The organism is Paenibacillus guangzhouensis, from assembly GCF_009363075.1.
Lineage (GTDB): Bacteria > Bacillota > Bacilli > Paenibacillales > Paenibacillaceae > Paenibacillus_K > Paenibacillus_K guangzhouensis.
Genome location: NZ_CP045293.1, coordinates 1,574,358 through 1,594,614, shown reverse-complemented (window position 1 = coordinate 1,594,614; position 20,257 = coordinate 1,574,358). Strand labels below are relative to the sequence as shown.

Here is a 20,257-nt window from a genome sequence, read left to right as displayed (position 1 = left end):
CTTCCTTCAGACAGATATATCCTGGGTCAGACACAACCCGCTTGGCCCATGCTACGCCCCTGGGACGGCGCTGCCAGCTGCGGCGCGATATTGTTCCACCACGCTCGACAGCAGCTCCAGATAAGCGGAAGCCCACTCCATCACCGCCTCCTTGCCGAGACGCCGGGTGTTGTACGTCCATACCCCACCAAACTCTGGCTCTTCCACCTCGCTTGGTGTGGCAGCGATATCCAAATACAGCACAACATCGAATCGTTCCAATAGCGCCTCTCGATCCTTGAACCCATGCTGCGTTGCTCCTGCAAATAATGGGAACAAGGCAAATCCGCCTTCGGCTTGCGGCTGCTTTCTGATTTGCCGTGCGGTATAACAATCTTCCGCACTCATCCGCTTGGCAGCATGCCGCAGCAGTGTATCGAAATCATGTACCTCCGTAAAATCGATTTCTTTCGGGGCAATCAGCCCGATATCCGTCACTGCTGGAAGCACAAGCCGATGGATGCCGGACTCGCCGCGCCAGAAGTACAGATATACAGCATACGCCGCGGCTTCAACCGTCACCATACGGGATGCCGCAAGTTCCGCAAGCCCTTCCACAACCTCCCGGTCCAATTGGAACTGAACGTTGCCGATACGCTCCACGACATAGCCGCTACTGACACAGTCGTCTGCCATCGGCAAACCGCTCCAGCTCCAGCTCGCGAGCTCACGATGTCTCGACTCTAAATAAGCCGCAAGCGATGCGATCGTCGGATAGGTGAACAAATCCGTTACCCCTAGCGCGCCAGGATACAACGTCTCCAACCGCTGATGTGTCCGCACCAGCAGCAGCGAGTCTCCACCAATATCGAAGAAACGATGATGGATGCCGAAGTCGTCCCTTTGCAGGATATCGTGCCATACGGCGGCAATCGCCAATTCGATATCGCTTGCCGCTTCGACTAATGGAGTCCCGCTATCCGTCACCAGCTCCGGCTCCGGCAGCGCCTTCCGATCGGTTTTTCCATTTGGTGACAAAGGCATGGCGGGCAGTTCCACCACCGCCTGCGGAACCATATAATCAGGCAGGCGCAGCGCTGTAAAATCTCGCAGTTCTTGATGGTCTACAGGTTCGGAGCACACGAGGTACGCGCATAAATATTCGCTTCCACTTGCAGCGACTCGCTTCATGACAACCGCTTCAGTAACCAGTGGATGACCGAGCAGCACATGCTCGATTTCACCGGCTTCGATACGCTGGCCCCTTATTTTGACCTGATGGTCCAATCGGCCCAAATATTCGATCGTTCCGTCAGGCTGCCATCTGGCAAGGTCTCCTGTCCGATACATCAGACTACCCGACGCAAATGGATTATCGATAAACTTTTCTTCCGTCAAATCGGGCCGGCCGATATACCCCCGCGCCAGACCCGCGCCGGCAATGCATAGCTCCCCAACAATGCCAACAGGCTGCAGCTTCATGGATTCGCTCACGATATACAGCGAGATATTGTCGATTGGCTTGCCAATCGGCACCTGGATCGGAATATCACCGTCAGAGCAATCGTAATAGGACACGTCAACCGTCGCCTCGGTTGGGCCGTATAAATTGACAAGCCTAGCATTGAACGGAGACCCGATCCGCTCGCGGAACCGCTGCACTTGATCTGTAGTCAGCGCTTCACCGCTGGCGAACACATGCTTCAGGCTCTTTAGTCTGGCTACGCCGCGTAGTAAGTCGGGATGCTCTAAGAACAGATGTAGCATGGATGGTACAAAATGCATCGTCGTTACACCATGCCTCGCTATCATATCCATCATAAGCGCAGGGTCCTTTTCGCCGTCCGGAGGCAGCAGGACCAGCTTGGCCCCTGCAAAGCTCCACCAGAACAGTTCCCAGACCGATACGTCGAAAGTAATTGGTGTTTTCTGCAAAATGACTCCGCTTGGATCCAGTCCGTATTGCTTCTGCATCCATCCGATCCGGTTGACTACGGAATGATGCTCGATCATGACGCCTTTCGGCTGCCCGGTCGATCCCGAAGTATACAGCACATAAGCAAGTGAGCGTGGATCATGCAACTTCTCCACTGGGAAGTCGTCACGTTCCTGCGCCAGCGTCTCATGAACGTCGATAAATGGCAGAAGCGGCCCCAGTCCTTCTGGGGCTTTGCCTTTCACCAAGACAAGCTTCGCACCAGAATTGTCCAGCATGTAGCGGATTCGCTCTGACGGCAAGCCCGGCGCAACAGGCACGTAAGCTCCGCCTGCCTTCAACACGCCAAAGATTGCAATCATCATCTCCAGGCTGCGATCCATCACGATGGCCACGCGCTCCTCGTGCATGATGCCTTGCTGTCTGAGCGCCTGTGCCAGCCGGTTCGACTTCCTGTTCAATTCTGCATAGGTTAGTGCTCCGTCCTCCGCCGCAACCGCAATGGCCTGCGGCGTTACTGCCGATTGTCTTTCGAGGTAAACCTCTACCGTATCACCGCTGGCATACGGTGCGGCCGTGCGATTGAACGCTTCGATCTGCCTGTCCGCCTCTTCAGCGTCTTGCAGCCCGATCTCTCCAAGCAGCCGCTCCGGCTCGGCCAGTGCAAGGCCGACAATACGGAAATACCATTCCGTCATTCTGTGTATGCTGTCTTCTTCATACAGCGCCGTCGCATATTCGATCGTCAAGGCTTGTCCTATGCCGCCCCGATCCGCAATCTCAAACGTCAAGTCCAGCTTCGATACGCGATTGTCCGGCACTTGCGCCTCGAATCGCAAGGTGTCTACCGCCTGTCCGGCCTCCATATGCTGCATGACGAACATCGTATCAAACAGCGGATTGCGGCTCAGGTCGCGCGGCACATCCAGCATCGTCACCATATGCTCAAACGGGAGCAGACCGTTGTCCAGAGCCGCAAGCGCCGTTTCTTTGAGCTGTTCGACGAACGCTCTAAACGGCAGTTCGCCGGATGGCCTGCTGCGAATTGGCAGCGTGTTGACAAACATGCCGACCAGAGATTCAGTAGCAGGATGGAAGCGGCCCGCGATCGGCGTGCCGACAATCAAATCGTCCTGCCCCGTCATCAGATGCAATAACGTATGGTAGGCGGCAAGCCAGATATGGAATGGCGTAACGCCCCATTGTTCCGCCGCCGTGCCGACCCCCTCGGCAAGCTCTGCCGGAATCGGCAGCGCAAGCTTGGCGCCTTCGAAGCTTTGTTCGGACGACCGTGGATAATCGGTCGGCAGTTGCAGCACAGGAAGGGTACCCGCAAGTTGGTCTGTCCAATATTGCTCTTGTTGCGCTCTTGCCTCCGAAACCATCCATTCCTGCTGCCACACAGCGACATCCTTATAGTGAATGGGCAGCGGAGGCAAGACGCCGCCGCGATACAACTGCTCAAAATCGCGCGCCAGCACATTCATCGACACGCCGTCGGCGACGATGTGGTGAATGTCAAGCAACAGCGTATGCCGACTTTCGCCGTCCGTCGCGAGAATCGCCCGGATTAACGGAGCCTTTCGCAGATCAAACGGTCGGACTACCTCGCGCGCAAATGTATTCAAGTCTGCCGCATCTATCAAGGCATGCACAGCGAGTTCGAACGATACCCGCTCATGGACATGCTGTACCGGCTTGCCGTCTGCCCAGTCAAAGCTGGTGCGCAGCGGTTCATGACGGGCAATCAATCCCTGAATCGCTTGGCCAAGCCTGTCCTGATCAAGCTTGCCCGTCAGGTTCAGCGCGAGCGGAAGATTATAAGCCGTGCTATCTGGATAGAGCTGCTGCAGAACAAACAGCCTGTTCTGCGCGAGCGACAACGGATAGAAAGGTCGGCTTGCCGCCCTTGCAATAATGATGGCCCGCTTAGGGGTCGCGTTATCGATGCGAACCGCCATTTCTCGCAGCACGGGAGCATCGAACACATCCTTCAGCGCAAACGCCGCTCCATAACGCTGCTCGATCAAGCCCGCAAGCTGCGCGGCGCGCAAGGAATGGCCACCCAGTTGAAAGAAATGGGCTTCTCTCCCAATCACCACTCGATCATCCGCTCCGCTGGAGCTCAGACCGAGTACCTCCTGCCATAACTCAGCCAGCCGCTGCTCCGTCTTCGTCGCTGGCCCCTCACCGCTGACCGCCGCTTCAGCGAACCGCAGCTGCGGCAGACGACTGCGGTCGGCTTTGCCGCTCGGACTGAGCGGTAAAGCTTCCATTGCAACAAAATAAGAAGGAATCATATACTCCGGCAGCAGTGCCTGAAGTGCGGTCCGCAGACTCGTTGCCTCCGGAACCTCCCCATTCGCCGTCACGAGATAAGCGCAAAGCGTCGTTTCTCCCGCAAGATCCGTTACCGACGTCACCACTGCATCGCGAACTTCCGCTTGGCGTAGCAGCGCGTGCTCGATCTCGCCGCATTCGATGCGGAGACCGCGCAGCTTAACCTGATGGTCAAAACGCCCCAAATATTCAATATTGCCGTCCGGCAGCCACCTTGCGCGATCCCCGGTACGGTACAGCTTCTCTCCTGCAGCAAATGGATTTGGAACAAAACTTAGCTCCGTCAAATCCGGCCTATTGTGATACCCTCGCGCAAGCCCGGCACCTGCAATACACAGCTCGCCGGATACACCGATCGGCTGCGGTCTCATCTGCTCGTCCACAATATAGAGCTGGATGTTATGAATTGGCTTGCCGATTGGAATCGTACTCACGTGATCAGTCGAGCATTCGTAATAGCTGACATCGACCGTCGCTTCCGTCGGGCCGTACAGATTAATGAGCCGGCATTGTCCGCCGCTTCGCTCCATCAAATTGTAAAAACCCTTGACATGCGCAGGCTTTAGCGCCTCTCCGCTCGCAAATACATATCGCAGAGTACCAAGCTCGCCGCCTCTGCCGCTGTCCGCAGCATAGGGTAAAAAGACACCCAGCATAGACGGCACAAAATGCATAACCGTAACGGCTTGCTCCTCCATCTCGCGCAGGATAACCGACGGCTCCTTCTCCCCGCCAGGCTCCAGCAAGTAGAGCGAAGCGCCGGCAAAACCCCACCAGAACAGCTCCCATACGGAAACATCGAACGTCATCGGCGTCTTCTGCAAAATAACGTCTCGTTCATTTAGCGGATAAGCCGTCTGCATCCAGTTCAGCCGGTTGATCACCGCACGGTGCTCCACCATCACACCTTTCGGTTTGCCGGTCGAGCCAGACGTATAAATGACATACGCTAAATGTTCAGGGCTTGATTGAGGTGATAGGTCCGTGTCCGTTGATTCTTCGCTATTCATCAGCACAGATCCGGCAGCAGCCGCAAGTGCGTCCAGATCAATCGTCTCTCCCTGGAAGCCCGGCAGCGTATGAATCCACTTGGCCCCCGCCAACAGCAGTCTGGCTCCACTATCCTCCAGAATGCCGCGAATCCGCTCAGGCGGATGCTCCGGGTCGATCGGCAAATAAGCCCCACCAGCCTTGAGCACCGCCAGGATCGCGATCATCATGGACAACGAGCGTTGTGCCGCTATTGGCACAATCGTCTCGACCGCTACCCCCTTGCTTCTTAGCATGGCAGCCATGCGTTCGGCGCGTTCATTCAACTCCCCGTACGTCAGCGAGCCTTCGACCGACCGCACAGCAGGGTAATCCGTCCACCGCCGGGCGGACTCGGCGAACCAACCGTGAATCGTCTTCTCCGCCGGTAACGGATGTCCCGTATCGTTCCAATTCGCCAAGGCAGCGGCTTCACCAGGCGTTGCCATGACAACATCGCCACAGTTCAAGTCGGGACTAGCAGCAGTTTGCTCCAAAATATTAAGCAGCCGAGCAGCCATCCGTTCCATCGTACCTTTCAGGAACAATCCCGTATTATATTCCAGCTCCGCCCGCAGACCGCCTTCGCCATCGCTGTACAAATCGAGCTTGAAGTCCAGCTTGGATGTTCCATGACTGAAAGGCAGAGGTTCCATACACCAGCCGTTGCCTCGCAACGTCAGCTTCTCGTCTTCAAACTGGTTGTGAACGATCAACATCGTATCGAAAAGCGGATTGCGCGACAGGTCATGCGGATACTGAGCCGCTTCTAACATATACTCATAACTAACATCGCCATGCTCGTAAGCGGCAAGCAAACGTTCATGGGTCTCGCAGACAAACGTCAGGAACGGCAGCTCATCCACCACCCGCATCCGAATAGGAAGGAACTGGTTGAACATGCCGATCATCCGGGCAGTGTCCGGATGCGTTCGGCCTGCCGCTAAAGAACCAATCGCAAATTCCGACTGATGCGCCGTTCCCTTGAGCAAAAGTGCATAAGCCGCAAATAATAGGCTGTTCATGCTCGCTCCTGCGCTGGCGGCTGTCACTTTCAGCCGTTCGGCAAGCGCCGACTGAATATGGAAGGTATATGTATCGCCTACAAAGGTCTGACGGTCGCCTCGCGGCCGATCCAGCGACATATCGAGCGGTGCCAGCGATTCAGCAAGCTGCTCCGTCCAAAACGCTTGGCTTGCCTTGATCCGTTCCGAGCTGTTCTGACGCTCCTGCCAAACGGCATAATCCTTGTATTGCAGAGCCGGCGATGCCATGTCTTCGTCATCGATCAGAGCGGTCAACTCCTCCAGCAGCAGCTTGACGGACAGGCCGTCCGCCGCGATGTGGTGGATATTGAGCAGCAAATAGGCCTCCGCTCCTTCCCATTCGGGTCGGCAATAACATGCGGCGAGCAATGGCGCGGAGGCAAGCGCGAGCGGACGAAAGAACTCGCTCATGCATTCCTGCAGCGGCGTATCTGCGAGCTCCATCGTATGCAGAACAAATGCGACCAAATCGTGAACGATCTGGACCGGAACGCCGTCAACCCACTGATAAGATGTGCGCAGCGGCTCATGCCGTTCGATCAACTTCCGAAGCGCTGGCTCGATTCGATTCTCACCCACCGGCCCTGACAGCTTAAGGGCAAGCGGAATATGGTAAGTCAGTCCGATATCAGCCATGTTTTCCGCCAAAAACATGCGACGCTGCGGCGGGCTGAGCGGGTACGATGCGGCTTTTGGTGCGCTCACAATCGATTCATACGCTTCCTTCGCCGCGCTGTCGATCCATGCGGCCTGCTCTCTAACCGTCGGCAGCTTGAAAATTTCCTGAAGCGGCATGCGCACCCGGCAGTGCTTGTAGATGGCCGATGTCAGAGCGGACGCCTTCAGGGAATGGCCGCCGTGCTCAAAGAAGTGGTCAAGCGCGCCAACTTGCTGGACATGAAGCACTTCTTGCCACAATCCTGCGACAATGATCTCCGTAGCTGTAGCAGGCGCTTCATAGGGGAGCTCGCGTTCCGGCGCAGGCAGACGTTTTTTGTCTACCTTGCCACTCCCGTTAAGCGGCAACTTCTCCAGCTGCACAAATGCGGCGGGAATCATGAATGCCGGCAGCTTGCCTGTCAATTGGCTTCGAACGCTGGACTGCCATTCGTTTTGCTCCGCAACGACATAAGCGCATAGATACGGCGCACCATCATTCTCGATCAACGTCACGAACGCTTCCTTGACGCCCGCGCAATCCAGCAGCCTGCTCTCGATTTCGCCCAATTCAATCCGGTAACCCCTCAGCTTGACCTGGCTGTCGATTCGGTCCAGGAACTCCAGATTTCCGTCAGGCAAGCGGCGCACCAGATCGCCGGTTCTATATACAGCTGCGCCTTCCCGGAACGGATGCGGGCGGAACTTCGATGCCGTCTGCTCCGGCAAGTTCACATAGCCCGATGCGACACCATCGCCTGCGATCCACAGCTCGCCCGGCACCCAGTCCGGCTGCAATCGACCTTGTTCATTCAGCACCAGCGTTTCTGAACGCGCAATCGGCACCCCGATCGGCACGCTAGCCGACCTTACTCTGTCCCAACTCTCCGTGATCGGATAACAGGTCGCGAACACCGTCGTTTCCGTAGGCCCGTAGACATGCAGCAGCACGCCTGGTCCTAGCGCGCGGAGCGCTTTACTGATATGCGGGACGGAAGCCCGCTCTCCACCGAATAGAATATGTCGCAGCCCGCGCAACGACTCGAGCCCATGATCGACCAGCGTATTGAATAGTGCCGTCGTCACAAAGAAGATGGTAATGCCTCTGTCCTGAATCAGCTCGGTCAGCCGCATAACATCGGCAACCTCTTCTTCGCCGACTAACGTCAGCTTCGCGCCGTTCAATAGCGCGCCGTACAAATCGAACGTTGAACCGTCAAAGGCGTAGTTGGATAGCTGCAACAGCGCATCGTTATTCGAAATGCATACATAATCGGTTCGGACGGCAATCCGGGACACATTGCGATGCGTGGTCATAATCCCTTTTGGCTTGCCTGTCGAGCCGGACGTGTACATGATATAAGCGAGATCGTCCGCTGAGCCGTTCATGTTCAGAAGATTGCCGGACTCACCGGCCCATCTTGTATCGAGTCCATCCATGTCGACGACATCTATGCTGTCTCCGGCAAGCCGGGTGCCCAACTCCATCGTCGCAGCCGCAGCCACGATCACCTGCGCTTCCGTATCCTGCAGCATGAACAATATCCGCTCTTCGGGATACTGTGGATCGATCGGCACGTAGACGGCGCCCGCTTTCAACACAGCCAATATCGCCGCAATCATATCGGGTGAACGCAAGAGAAGCAGCGCTACCCTTGCCCCCGGTGTGACGCCGTGCTGCACAAGTACACGGGCGAACCGGTTAGCGCGTTCGTTCAAATCCTTGTAGGTATACGCCCGCTCGCCCATTTCAACGGCAATCTGCTGCGGGGTCTTTGCCGCTTGCCGTTCGAACAATCTATGCAGCGGCAGCTCCTGTGATGGCTCCGCGAATGAACGGCCAAGTTGGAGCAGCCTTTCTCGCTCTGGCCTATCGACAGGATCAAGTTCGCCAAGCACCGCTTGCGGCTGCGCGGCGACGGCCCGGGCCAACGCAACATAATGCTGGGCGAATTGCGCGGCGATACGCTCATCATACAAATCCAGAGCGTACTCCAGCGTAAATGCGATGCCTGCGCCGGTATCCGCGCACTCCCAAGTCTGGTCGAACTTGGCCGATCCACTGTCCATCGCTTGAGGCGTATAGACGACATCTTGGCTCCGCCATTCGGGCAGCTCCATGTTTTGCAGCGTAAACACCGAATCGAACAGCGGATGCCGCCCGTATTCCCGTTTCGCATTCGTCAGTTCGGCTATTTCTTCATAAGGCACATCCCCGTTGCCGATCGCCGCCAGCACATCCCCATGGACCTGTTTCAGCCATTGATCGAATCGCAAGCCGCTGTGCCCACGCAGCCGGATCGGTACCATGTTAACGAACATCCCGACTACGTTCTGCAGCTCCGGCCGCATCCGTCTCGCGGCTGCCGTGCCGACAACGATGTCGGATTCGCCTGTATATTTCGCGAACAGCACATAATAAATCGACAGCAGGACGGTGTATAAGGTTACGCCCTCGCGTCTAGCCAATGCTCGCAGCGATCCAGCAAGCGCCGGTTCCAGCTCGAAGCGCTCGATTGCGCCGCGATAGCTTGGCATCTGCGGCCTTGGATAGGTGGACGGAAACACCGGAGTCGGCACATCATCCCGAAAGATTTCGCGCCAATAACGCTTCTGTCCCTCCACCCAGCCGCCATACCGACCCGCTTCCCCCCACAACGCCAAATCTCCGCCATGGATAGACAACGGTTCCGGCGCGTTCCCCTCGTAAAACTTCATAAAATCGGACATCAAAATACCCATCGATGTTCCGTCCGTAATGATATGATGCATATCCAGCAGCAGAATGCTTGACTCGTGCGCCTGAAGAACAAGCTCCATGCGCAGCAGCGGACCTTGCTCCAGCCGAAACGGCTGTAGGAAGCTGCGCTGACGCAGCGCCAGTTCATCCGCCGACCAGCTGCTTCCGTCTACGACGGCAAGCGGTGGCTCGACCGCCGGATCGATGCGCTGCATCACCTGGCCGTCTTCCATATGAAAGGACGTCCGCAGCGCCGGATGCCGTTCGATCAGTGCCCGCCACGCCGCACGGAATCGTTCGATATCGACCGGACCCTTCACCTGGACTGCAAACGGCAGATTATAGCCCAGCAGCCCCGGGTTCAGCTGTTCCAAAATGAACAGCCGCTTTTGCGCAGAGGACGCTGGATAAACGGTCCGTTCCACCGTTTTTGCCACCGGTGGAGGAGCTGCTGTGGCACTTTCTTCGCTCGCCTGCTTCTTTTGCTCTAGCAAAATGGCTAGCGAACTCACCTTATCATGCAAAAAAAGCTCGGTAAGCGTAAACTCAATGCTAAACGCCTCTTGCAGCCTGGCGGCGGCATAAGCAGCCTTGAGAGAATTGCCTCCATGCTCAAGAAAGCCGTCATTTCGGCCGATGTCATTTTTTTTCAACACCTCGCGCCAGATGGATAAGATTCGTTGCTCGGTCTCCGTAGTCGGTTCTATGCCAGCATCCCCGCGCAACGCATCGTCACCTTCCGCATCATGCCGCTGAATCGCGGCCGCCGCTTCCTGCTCCACCAGTTCGGCAAGCGCGTCGGCAAACTCGCCTTCACGCAGCGCTTCCGCCAATAGGTAGCGCTGAATTTTGCCAGAGGTCGTTTTTGGAATTCTCCGAACGGGGACAACAAAAGCGACGTCCAGACCAGCCGATCCATTCAGCATTTTTTTCACCTCGACCATCAGCGGTACAAAACTGCTGATCTTGCCGCGATGCTGAATAAAAACGGCGATCGCATCCCGCTTGGTCGTTGCGTCCTGAATGGCGGCAATCGCCGTTTTCCCGATTTCGGCCCCTTTCAAGCAGCTAATCAGCGTCTCCAGATCATGCGGATACACATTTTGCCCGTTGACGAAAATGACATCCTTCATCCGACCGGTGACATATAGACGCCCTTCCAGCAAGAAACCCAAATCTCCTGTATTCAACCAGCCGTCCGAGGAAATCGTAAGCCTGTTAACGTCGGGACGCTTATAGTAGCCGCTTGTCACGTTGCTGCCTCGAATATGAATCAATCCGACACTGCCTTCTGCCGAAGGATTCCCCGCTTCGCCGCAAATACGCACCTCGCACGCTTGTACAGGGAAACCCAGCTCAACGATCTCGATTGCGGTCTGATCCCCTTGCGCTGCCATGCGTACAGGTTGTCCAATCGCGAGCGATTGGCGCTCAAGCTTAATGGTATGCAAGTAATCTTCCGTCCCTGGAAACGTTACGGCCAGACTCGCTTCCGCAAGGCCGTATACCGGAAAAATACAGTTTCCTTTTAACCCGTATGGCTTCATCGCATCCAGAAAATCGCGGCAATGGGCGGCCGATATCGGTTCGGCCCCGTTAAATATCAGCCTGACGCACGATAAATCCCATGCTGCCGCTCCTTCCGGCTTCCAGTGCTGCAGAAAATGCACATATCCGAAATTCGGCGAAGAGAGACATGTCACCCGGTGCTTATGGGTAAGTTCCATCCATTTCATCGGATGAAGGACAAACGTCGAGGTCGGCAAGTGCAACTGATTCATGCCGCATAACAGCGGTGAAAGATGAAAGCCGATGAGCCCCATATCATGCGTCAGTGGAAGCCAGCTGAGCGAAGCATCCCGCTCCGTCGACTGTGCCCCATGGATAATAGCTCGCATGTTCGACAGAAGATTGCCGTGCGTCAGCACAACCCCCTTCGGGTCTCCCGTAGATCCCGATGTAAACTGGATGAATGCGGTGTCCGTCTCGGCCGCCTCATACGGCTCCATCTCGGGCCGGCCTGCATCCGCAGCCGCCGCAATCACCTCCGCCATCGGCACGCTGCCGGACTCGAGCTGTGCTAGCGCCTCCGTCTCCCCCTGCTTCAAAGCGTAGCCTTGAATTCCCGGCCACAGCTCTTCATCGCAGAGCAATCTCGACGTTTCCAACTGCTTGCATACCTGAATTAGCTTTTTGCGTCCTTCATCCGTACGTGCCGCCGTCACGGGTACGGGAATAATGCCACCTAGCACACAAGCCCAGAACAGAAGGATAAACCGTTCGTTATCTTCCGTCTGTATCACGGCAAAATCGCCTGGACCAAGGCCCCGCTCGCGCAGCAGATGACGGACCCTTCCGGCCTCCACAAGTAATTGGCCGTAGCTCAAGTAGCGCTCCTGACCACTTTCGCAAAATAATATTCCCGCATCATTCTCCTTACGCCCCAGCAATACGCCAGACAAATTACGAATGGTACTCATCGTCGGAAGCCCTCCATTCTGTTCTTTATCACACCGTTGTGGAATGCAGTTCTTGATAATCCTCCGTTACGATGCGATTATGCTCGTCCATAATAACAACATGCGGACGATACGTACGGGCTACCGATTCCTCCATCATCGCGTATGAAATAATAATGACGCGGTCGCCCGGCTGCACTAGTCTAGCAGCGGCGCCGTTCAAGCAGACCATTCCCGAGCCTCTTGGGCCGGTGATGACATATGTCTCCAGCCTAGCTCCATTATTTATATTGACAACTTGTACTTTTTCGTTCTCCAGAATGTTCGATGCATCCAATAGATCCTGATCGATGGTTATGCTCCCTACGTAATTCAAATTGGCCTCTGTTACGACAGCGCGGTGAATTTTAGACTTATGCATCTCTCTAAACATGAATACACTCACTCTCCTTGTGGGGTGGTTTGGAAAAATAAAACTTAGCTCCGAATATTCTTTTTTAATAACATTCGGACTGCAAACAAACCATTCAATCAAGAAAATCTACGACAAGTTCGTGCCAATATGGCCGTGGTGCGTACGGATAGAGCAAGCTCATGCTTATGTGTGGGTTCAAGCTGAATAGATAATTTCATGTGATTGTGAGGGGGCATGATGACTAGCAAACTCATGCTACTACTGTGTGATCTTGCTGATGACAGGTCCATGCATTGTGCGGGTTCCAGTTGATTGAAAATTCTTACAGTAGAAACAAAAAAACGAGGCTTGTACATTGCAGCAGTTCATCATACAGGCGGTTCAGTGTTGCGAAGGGGGAGAATCATGATTGTAAGTAGGTACAGTGGTAATGAATTAAAGCGTTTTAACTCAATAAATACTTTCCACACGATAAGGAAATTTCTTACAACCTACCCTTATAGTAGTGCTAAACCTTTACTTGCGATAGGGTAATAATCTTACAATCGAGGGGGAAATTCTTTTACTTTTTTGAGTATCTCTACCAGAAATTAAGAGCCCTATGCAAAAAAGCATTTCCGCTCTTGCTTGAAAACAGCAGTTTGACAAACAAAAACAGATTAAAAATCGAAACTTTATAACGAAGGGATTGGCGGCAATAGTGGAGTGCTTTTTTGCGGTTGTAACGGTTCAAATAGCTGAGTGTATAATATTTGCTTGCGATGCCAATGTCAATGTATGAGAGCTGTTTCGCTTTTTTGCTGACGGAATCGGACTGAGCGACCAAATCCCGGATATGCTCACGCACCTTGATTGATTTGAAGCTAAGTCCCTCGATTTTTATATATATTTCCTCATTGAGATGGATCGTATCGGGATCAAGCTGCCAGCGGTCACAGAAGAAGTAGAGGCTGTCGGGAGATTCATGGTAGACGGCATGAGGTTTGGTTTGCAGCGCAATTCTGTATTTGTCGAAAAAACGGAGCAAATAGGTCGTATCTTCCCCCAGATAGAAATGTTCGTTGATCAAGCCGACTTCCTCCAGCAGCTCCCGGCGAAATACCATCGTGTTCAGTTGAAAAAAATTGCGCGTATGTGATAAAAACGCCTCGAACAATCCTTTTTCGAATACAATCGTGACTCCATCATTCCATGTTTCGAACGTTGTTCGCATCGAATGTAGCCAGTACCGCTCAACCTCATTATCAAAGTAGTAGGAGGTAATATCCCCGTGCCGTTCCACCCATAACGCAAAGCTGATATCCGCTTTCGTCAGCGCATGCGTCCTCATGCTATCGGTCAAATGGCAAGGATACCATTCGTCATCGGAATCAAGAAACGCCAAATATTCGCCTCGTGCCGCCAGCATTCCTGTGTTTCGCGCGCCTCCCGGTCCTTTTTCCCGTTCATTACGCACATAACGGATTAGCACATCTTTGCGCATCCACTCACGGATCGCCTCTTCCGTATGATCCGTGCTTCGGTCATCAACAACGATCAGCTCCCAGCTCACGTAAGACTGGCACAAGATGGACTCGATCGCGCCGGAAATGATATGCGCCCGATTATACGTTGGCATCACAATGCTTATTAACTGCTCCATTCGCTTCACTCCAATCGTCACAAAATATATGCCTTAAATCATCGTCAGTGTAAATGCGGAATGGAAAGCCGTCAACATAGAATATTAAAAGTAATGTTGGACTTAAAGAATAAATAGAAAATAGGATCCTATGGATAAAGGATCCTATTTTCTATTTCAGGCTATTATGCAGCATTGGTCTCAATAAACAAAAAGTTCTCCTTGTATAAGCCGCAAGGCGTCCACAAACATTGGTTTTGACGGAAAGCAGTTATTACTACTGCAAACAGCCATCTTGTAACCTTCCGTGAAATTATAATTCTTAAAGTAATATTCTTGATCGAGTCCAGAAATTAACGCTGAATCTCCCTCTGGCCGGATCGTAAATGAATCTAAAGGAATAGCCATGCCCTTTCCAACCGCTTTGATATAACTTTCCTTAAGTGTCCACAAATCGTAGAAAAAATCGAGCTGTTTTTCCTGAGTTTCCCTCTGAAGTGCAAAATATTCATCTGGGCTGAAAAATCGTTTGGCAATATTTAAATCAATAGACTTCATATACTCGATTTCGATTCCCACAGGTTTTTGTCCGATCACACAACCGACCCAGTCTCCTGAATGCGTAAGATTAAAGCAAATGTTATCCCTATTTATTAAATATGGTTTGCCATATTCATTCCATCCGAACAACATATCTTCATCCTTCAAATGAAACTGGTCATTTAAGATGGTTCTTAGCAGCAAGTCCGCCAGCAAGGATCGATATGCATCTTCTTTATGAACAAAACGAACAATTTTCTCCTTCTTTCGTTCATCCACTCTTTCAAGAGCCTTATAATACAAGGGCTCCTTCCATTCAAAATCTATGTTACAAACAAAAACCTGCAATGATTAACCCACCTTCTAATTTAATAGAGCGACGACAATATTTTCATGAATCAAGTGTTCGGGTTAGCTTATCAGTATTCGCGAGCTGCATCGAACCAGCATTGAGCCATCTCCTCCGTGATAGACTGGCCAATCAGGTGATCAGACTGGCTGAGTTGCCACACGGCTTCGCCAAGGTCTTCTCTTTCGGTGGTTTCGATGCCTTTGAGGGTATTGAAACGCACGGTGAAAGCGGTAATGGCTGCCTCGGCATCCGCAAGGCTGCGGGACTGAGCCAAGGACGCCTGTGCAACGTTGTAAGCTTCGTTAGCCAGTTTGGCCAGACGTTTAGGCCAGGACGAGAACGGGCGACCAAATTCGCTCGTCCACCACGCAGACTTTCGCAATTGGCTCACAGAAGCATAACCGGTCCATGGGCGGGTTTTTGCGCGTGTTTTCATTTGCTGCCTTAGGCGCTTGCCTGCGGTCTCTTCTACATTGTAGGCGATAAATCTATCAAGCAACGGCCACGTGCCCAAGGATGGCAATTCCTCCAAATCAGGCATGAAGCGCAGCTCCAGATTCGTTAACCGGGCTTGACGAGCCAACAAGTCCATATTGCAAAAATTCCCCCACAAACTTAGTGAGTCAAGGTTTGGGAACCGGTCTAGGCAGTCCAGCGAGATGGGCTGTCCCAGCGGCGTATTTTGCAGCGTAAGACTCGTTACCTGGTGCAATTCACCGAGGTCGGGAATTGTGATAGGCGGATCATTCTTGCGTCGGCTGGTGCGCGGCGCTAGTGTCAGTGAAGACGGCATATCGCCTGTGGCCGTGAAGCGTGATAGATCGCCAGATAAGTTCAGGCGGAAAGGTCCCTTCGGAAGCTTTAAGCTCAGGCGCCCTTTGGACGGCCCCAGCTCGATATGCAAGCCATGCAAAATGGACTGGCTGGCGTCCACCACTAAATCTGCAGACAGGACCGGAGCCCACGTCATCTCTTCGATGGGACGTTTCTGGGCCCAATCCAAGAAGCCTGCGTCACTCCCTGTATAGTACAGAAATCGAGGCCAGGGCGAGCCCGCCGGCGTAGCGAAGGCATCGAATACCGTCCAATCGATACGCGCGTCTGGCGCGACATGAAGGTCCGCCCTTTTCCCCAAGTGCGAAGGTCCGATAGATAGGCTGCCCACACCGGGCCGCATGACAAGCGTGTGGCTGCGAGGACCCGTCAGATCAATGGGATAACAACCATCTTCTTTAACAGAAGCTGAAGAGCGAGCTTGGTTATCATTTGGCACTCCCGTCATCCTTTCTTCTTAAAGTCCTAATGCTTACTGCTACTTCACATCATTTCTCACATACACTCATTATGCTGTCTAATTGCTAATCAAATTTCACTCCGTGTTTTTTGAAGACGGCATTGTATTTATTTTCGAATATGGTCCATCGCGTTTCTGTTCCGTACTTTTCCTGCAAAGCCTTCAAATAATGTTTAGCCGCTAATACATCATTGGATTGTAATAGCAAATGAAAGCTCTCTTCACCCAGATGTAAATAAGGACCTGAAGTGTAATAATCAACTATGGATCTGGCACTGGTCACCGTTTCATAGAAAGAAATAACCTCCTCTAACCCACTGAGTAGCGTCTTTCTTAAGTCATCCATATTTGTATCAGGCGTAATTGAAAATCGATCTGGAATAGACTGGGCAATCTCCCCGATTCTCGCTCTGAAGTGACACTCTGCTTCTTGGGGTGCCGTCAGAATATCTTTCGATTGGATCTTTGCCAACTCTGTTGCATAAATACCGCAGTTCACATAAAACATTACATTGTCCGTTGAATTGCCAGATGATTTTTGGAAATTGAACATGTAGATGAGGCTCTCTGTTATCTTATTGAAATTCAAACTCTTTTTTGTGAATCCATGCTTGGAAAGGAGCGGCTTCACGTCCAGCTTAATTAAATCGTTAAAGAGCTTCTGCAGCATGATCCCTCCTAGTAGAAAAACTATAGATTTTTGTTTCAAATACGTATGAGTAAGGCTTTCGTAGATCGGTTGTCCTGCCTCCGTCACTTTGGAAAATATTAGTGCCATTATTGTATCATGGAATACTTACTTCGGACAAAACTAACGAAATGACAAAGAACGCCAAGCAAAGTCGTAAAAAGGATAAACATTTACAAAACAGCGTATGTAGCCTATGATTTTCATACGCCCATATAGACAATAAGGAGATGGATAAAGATGAAAAATAGATTCGAGTTTACTACGGTTGTCTTAATAGGCAATGGCGAACTAACAGACGACTTTGCCATCGATCTTGCCAAAATGGTTGACCGTTTGACCGCACAGATGGAGATCGCCAAAAAAGCGCTAAAGACTATTGCAGAGAATTCAGCACAAGGCAACGAGGCATCCATGACCATTGCCACAGAAGCTCTAGAAGAAATTGATAAATAGATAGGTTTTAGATATCCAAGAGCACAGTGTACATAAGAAGATCGACAGAAATTTAGCAAAAACAAAAAGCCCGCATTGGATGTGGGCCTTCTGCATTATTGCGCCAATAATTTCAGGAACTCGTCATAGCGTAATAAATCAATTCAATCCTTTCCCTCAAATCGGCGCAATGCCCTGACCAGCTCTACAAAGTGACGCCCACGCTCTTCAAAGTTGTTGTATTGGTCATATGCAGTGCAGGCAGGGCTCAGCAGCACAGTGTCGCCCGGTATGGCTAGCTTATGCGCTTGCACCACTGCCTCATCTAGGCTTTCGCAGCGGACAATGGGCGGACACCTCGGTACTCCTCGCGCCGCAGCCTCGATTTGACTGGCCGCTTCGCCTATCAACAGCAACACCTTAGCATGATCAGGCAGCAACCGAGCCATCTCGTCAAAAGGCACCTTCTTATCTCGCCCTCCGGCGATCAGCAGTACTCTGCCCACGTGCGCATGCAGAGTAGCAACAGTACGAGCTGGGCTAGAGCCGATGGAGTTATTGTAGTAATTCACGCCACCCACCGTTGCCACCCACTGGTTACGGTGTTCCACGCCAGCGAAGGTCCGGACCGTTTCCAAAATTGCCTTGTCCGACACAGTCCCCCGCACGGCGGTCATGGCAGCCATGACGTTTTCCACGTTATACCACCCCGGCAAACGAATATCACTGATGGGTACCAAACCGTCGATCATGCCATTGCGGACCGTGTGCCTTCCAAAATACTTGGTTCGTCCCCGCCCGCTTAGTGTGGCTGTCATCGGTTTGTCACCGTTGAGGATGGCAAGGTCTTCAGCACTCTGAAAATCCAACAGTCGGCGCTTCGCGGCGATATATTCATCCATGTCGCAGTGCCAGTCGAGATGATTGGGCGAGATGTTTGTAATCACTGCCACATCGGGAGAGCGCGTCATGTCCATCAACTGGAAGCTGGACAGCTCGACCACGCATGCGTCCTGCTCCGACATCACGCCCGCACGCGTCAAAAGTGGCGTACCGATGTTGCCTCCTAAATGTACCTTATGTCCTCCGTTGGCTAATATCTCGGCAATCAACGACGTAGTGGTGGTCTTACCGTCCGAACCGGTCACGCCGAAAATGGGACATGGACATAGTGCGAAGAACTCCTCCATCTCACTGGTCACTCGGCTGCCACCAGCGCGGGCCAAGACCAGCGCTGGATGGTCTGGTCGCATACCTGGAGTACGGAACACAATGTCGCCCTCAACATGATCAAGGTAATTTTCCCCTAGGCGCAGCTCGACGCCTAGATCGTCCCACTCCTCCCGAGGTAGGTCAGAATTACGGTCACGCACTGTAACGTGCGCTCCGGCCGAGAACAGCATGCGAATCAACGGTGAGTTGCTGACGCCAGCACCGATAACGGTTACGTCCCGACCAGCCAACGATTGGGTATAGGATTCAAAAGAATTCATAAGCACCTCCGCTTAGTGAACATTAAATCAAATATACCACATATTGGAATTGTAATGGAATTATCCTGCCTGTTAGCTTAATAATACGAAATGTTCTATCTTTTCATAAGTAAATACCGAGGATTCTGGATGTTACCCAGCAGTTCCTCGGTTTTTTATAATGAATATGATCGATATGGCGTCTCCATAGCCGTCCTCATTTACATAAAACAATATGTTCCTGTCATCGACAGTTGCCGAGAGATGCGCTTGAACACATTAATCTCGACTTGCTTCGTAAATCTTAAGTGCCAAATAAGCTGGTCTTGTGCGCGTATCCGTAAAGTGGTCCCCATCGCCAACGATCAGACGGAACAGACCGAGTCGTGTTGACATGTGGGGATTCCAACCGTAACCCTCTCCTTGAGGCAATACATTATCTTGGTAGAAATATACATAGCTTTTGGGGGTTGGTAGCGCGTAGAACACTTTAAGATCCAGTTTCTCGAAAAGTGGTTTAGCTGGTTCAGGAGAGACGCTTTTATAGAATAGTTTGGCATCCTCCGTGGAGGCCGTGTTTACGAACAAAGCCCTAAACAGCTCAAACGGAAGCATAATCGTATCGTCTTTCGACATGGTTCTGAGCTGTTCAAATCCTTGTCTCGTTTGGGGTGGCAACTCGTCTGCAAGCGATTCACCATCTTTCAGTACGAACGCATCCCAGAAGACCAGACGCTTGATACGATCAGGCACCTGTTCCGCAACTTTTTGGATGACTGTGCCACCAAAGCTGTGCCCCACGAGAACAATGTCGTGCAAGTTCAACTGTTTTATATAATCAACGACTGATTTCGTAATCATTGCATGCGTGACATTTTTATTTGGATCTGCTCCGTGGCCTGCATATTCTGGAGTATAGACGGTGTGCCCTTGACTGCGCAATTCAGCAGCTACGCCATCCCAAAAATGAGCATCTGCCCAGGAGCCATGTACGAGTACAAAGGTAAGCTGTTGAGGTGGAGAAAAACGGTAGCTTCCTTGCGATTCTATGGGATAATGCCACCAAAGCCATCTTGTATCAGAATAAGGGTTGTAATACTGCCTTTGGGGCATGTATCGGTAATAAGGATTTGGAATTGGATAATTCCCCGATTGATAAGGAAACACAATCAACATCCTCTCCTAGACGACATATTTGAGCTTATGACTGAGGCAACTGAACTATTCACGCTCACGCCCCTGTGGATAGTTTTA

At 52.3% G+C, this 20,257-nt stretch carries 9 protein-coding genes; 1 reads left to right on the top strand and 8 read right to left on the bottom strand.

Going from position 1 to position 20,257, the window contains the following annotated elements; genetic code table 11:
• Positions 1–51: 51 nt before the first annotated feature.
• From GCU39_RS07115 to GCU39_RS07090, 6 genes are all read right to left on the bottom strand, one after another.
• Positions 52–12,207 (bottom strand): non-ribosomal peptide synthetase, encoded by a 12,156-nt coding sequence (locus GCU39_RS07115; protein WP_152392873.1) that lies wholly within the window; start codon positions 12,205–12,207, stop codon positions 52–54.
• 28 nt (positions 12,208–12,235) lie between these two features.
• Complete coding sequence (gene panD / locus GCU39_RS07110) at positions 12,236–12,619, bottom strand: aspartate 1-decarboxylase (protein ID WP_152392872.1); 384 nt, start codon at positions 12,617–12,619, stop codon at positions 12,236–12,238.
• Between the two features lie 562 nt (positions 12,620–13,181).
• Positions 13,182–14,243: a glycosyltransferase family 2 protein gene (locus GCU39_RS07105; RefSeq protein ID WP_152392871.1), complete on the bottom strand. Its 1,062-nt coding sequence runs from the start codon at positions 14,241–14,243 to the stop codon at positions 13,182–13,184.
• A 180-nt stretch (positions 14,244–14,423) separates the two neighbouring features.
• Positions 14,424–15,110 carry a 4'-phosphopantetheinyl transferase family protein gene (locus GCU39_RS07100; RefSeq protein ID WP_152392870.1) on the bottom strand — a complete coding sequence of 229 codons (687 nt, stop codon included), beginning with the start codon at positions 15,108–15,110 and terminating at the stop codon, positions 14,424–14,426.
• A gap of 71 nt (positions 15,111–15,181) precedes the next feature.
• Positions 15,182–16,396, bottom strand: a complete 1,215-nt coding sequence (locus GCU39_RS07095) for a hypothetical protein (protein ID WP_193726802.1) — start codon at positions 16,394–16,396, stop codon at positions 15,182–15,184.
• Between the two features lie 76 nt (positions 16,397–16,472).
• On the bottom strand, positions 16,473–17,078 hold the full coding sequence (locus tag GCU39_RS07090; RefSeq protein WP_152392868.1) for a DUF4304 domain-containing protein: 606 nt from the start codon (positions 17,076–17,078) through the stop codon (positions 16,473–16,475).
• A 258-nt stretch (positions 17,079–17,336) separates the two neighbouring features.
• Here GCU39_RS07090 and GCU39_RS07085 point away from each other — a divergent pair, with 258 nt between their 5' ends.
• Positions 17,337–17,552: a hypothetical protein gene (locus GCU39_RS07085; RefSeq protein ID WP_152392867.1), complete on the top strand. Its 216-nt coding sequence runs from the start codon at positions 17,337–17,339 to the stop codon at positions 17,550–17,552.
• 143 nt (positions 17,553–17,695) lie between these two features.
• Here the strand turns inward: GCU39_RS07085 and murD are convergent, their stop codons facing one another.
• Together murD and GCU39_RS07075 are read right to left on the bottom strand one after the other, a co-directional pair.
• Positions 17,696–19,024, bottom strand: coding sequence for a UDP-N-acetylmuramoyl-L-alanine--D-glutamate ligase (gene murD, locus GCU39_RS07080; protein ID WP_152392866.1), 1,329 nt, complete (start codon positions 19,022–19,024; stop codon positions 17,696–17,698).
• A gap of 258 nt (positions 19,025–19,282) precedes the next feature.
• Positions 19,283–20,179, bottom strand: coding sequence for an alpha/beta fold hydrolase (locus GCU39_RS07075; RefSeq protein ID WP_321575630.1), 897 nt, complete (start codon positions 20,177–20,179; stop codon positions 19,283–19,285).
• Positions 20,180–20,257 lie beyond the last annotated feature (78 nt).